At 71.6% G+C, this 2,349-nt stretch carries 1 protein-coding gene; it reads right to left on the bottom strand.

Annotation, left to right across the window (positions count from 1 at the left end; translation table 11 throughout):
* Positions 1 to 2,310: FtsX-like permease family protein (locus ACE3UY_RS22705; protein ID WP_374689746.1), on the bottom strand; the 2,310-nt coding region annotated here is incomplete at its 3' end.
* Positions 2,311 to 2,349 lie beyond the last annotated feature (39 nt).

Genomic DNA, 2,349 nt, shown 5'->3' with positions numbered 1-2,349 from the left:
CCCCCACAGCTGTTGCCGCGTCATCCCCGTCGCCCGCAGCGTGCCCAACTCGCGCGCCCGCTCCAGTTGCAGGCTCATCAGCGCGCTCAACACGCCGATGAAGGCCACGATGACCGCCAGCAGCCGCAGCGCCGACGTGATGGCAAACGTCCGGTCGAAAATCTCCAGCGAGCCGCGCCGCAACGCCTCGTTCGACTGCACCAGCACGTTCCGCCCGGTGTAGGCCGCGCCAATGTCGGCGATGAGCGCGTCCACCGATTGGCCTGGTTCCACAAATAATCCCACAGCCGAGATGGACGGGTCGCCCCACAGCGCCCGGTACTGGTCGTCGCTGAGGAAAATGCTGCCCTGGTCGGACGAGTAGTCGTAGAACACAGCCAGCACCGGGAAGTCCCGCGGCCCCTCAGCTGTTAGCAGCGTGACCGGCTCCGGCGGGATGGGCAGCGCCTCCTTCAGCACCAGCGCCTCGGAAATGATGATCCCCTCGCCCGCCTCCATGCGCGGCCACGGGTTGTCCAGCCCTTCGCGCACCCAGGCGTAGGGCCGGTTGCCCCGCGACACGTCGCCGTCCACCGCCACCAGCTGCACCAGCCGGCCGAACGCCGGCACGTCGATCTGCACCGTGTGCGACGTGACCGCCCGCGCCACCCCCGGCCACTCGCGCACCGCCGCCACCAGCTCCGGGTCGAGCGCGCCGCTGACCCGGTTGGCCGTCACCGTCGGCGGCGAGATGAAGATGTCGGCCTGCAACGTCTGGTCGAGCCATTGCACGACCGTGCCGCGGAAGGAGCCAACCATGATCGACACGCCGACGATGACCGACACGGCCGTCATCAGCGCGGCGATGGCGATGGAGGTGCGGCTGAGCGAGCGGACGATGTCGCGCGGGGCCAGCCGGCCGAGCGCCCCCAGCGCCCGCCCGCTCAGCGGCGCGGCCAGCCGCATCAGCGCCGCCGTGACGGGCGGGGCCAGCAGCGCCGCGGCGATGAGCACCGCGAACAGCCCACCGAAGGCAGTGACCAGCCCGCCGGCCCGCAGCCACAGCAGCCCCACCCCGGCCAGCGTCAGCGCGGCCCAGGCGACGACCAGCCAGGGCAGCAGCCGGCGGACGCGGCTCTCCAGCGTCGAGCGGCGCAGCGTGCTCTGCGGTGCGGTGCGGGCCGCCTCGACCGCCGGCACGAGCGCGGCGGCCAGCGCCGCCCCCACGCCCACCAGCAGCCCTCGCGCCAGCGTGGCCGCCGGCACGGTCACGTCCGTCACGTTGACGGTGAACCAGAAGTCATTGATGGTCTGGGTGATGAGGCCCACTACCCCCCGGCCCAGCAGCACGCCCAGCCCCAGCCCCAGCGCCGAGCCGATCAGGCTGAGCAGCGCCGCCTCGCCCAGAATAAGCGCGAACAACTGCCCGCCCGTCGCCCCCAGGCAGCGCAGGACGCCAAACAGGGGCCGGCGCTGGATGACGCTGAAGGTGACGGTGTTGTAGATGAGGAACATGCCGACGACCAGGGCCAGCATGCTCAGCGCCGTCAGGTTCAGCTCGAAGGCGGCCGTCATCTGCTGCACCGCGTTCTGGCGGGCGGCGGCCGTCTGGAGTGTCACCCCGGCCGGCAAGATGGCCGCGACCGGGGCCAGCGCTTCCTCGCTCTCGGCGATCAGGTCGATGTGGCTCAGCCGCCCCGGCATGTCCAACAACTCCTGGGCCGAGGCGATGTCGGTGAACAGGATGCCGCTCAGGGCGCGCTCGGTCACGCTGTCGGCCGGTCGCAGCAGGCCGACGACGCGCGTCGCCGCCCGCCGGCCGCCGACCTCGACCGTCAGCGTGTCGCCCAGGGCTACGCCGCTCGCCTCGGCCGCCGCGCCGGACAGGATGACGCTGTTTGGCTCGGTCAGAAAGGCGGTCAGCGCCGCCGGGTCCAGGCCGGACTCGCTCGACGCGTTGAAGTAGCCGCGGAAGGGCGGCTCGGCAAACGGGTCGATGCCCACCAGGCGCAGCGGCTGCCCGCCCAGTTCGGGCACGCCGACGTACCCCTCAACCACCGGCGCGGCCGGCGAGAAGCCCACCTCCACCCGCAGGAGGCGGTAAATCTCTTCGTCCAGTCCGGCCGGGCCGCCGGCGATGCGGTGGGTAGCCTTGCCGGTCACGGCGTCGGTGGACAGCTCGAACGCCCGCCGCGCCGAGCCGTTGGCCAGATCGATGGAGACCATCATGGCCACGCCGATGGCGACGCCCAGCACGAACAGCACGTACTGAAACGGTCGCCGCCGCAATCGCCGCCAGGCGAGGCGGTAGAGGGGGGTGTTGTGGGTCATGGTAGTCGGTGGTCAGTGGCGAGTGGTCAGTGGTCAGTT

The sequence above is a fragment of the Promineifilum sp. (SeqCode) genome, assembly GCF_041918635.1.
GTDB lineage: Bacteria > Chloroflexota > Anaerolineae > Promineifilales > Promineifilaceae > Promineifilum.
The sequence above is the reverse complement of the archived record's forward strand: the minus strand, read 5'-3'. Positions and strand labels throughout refer to the sequence as shown.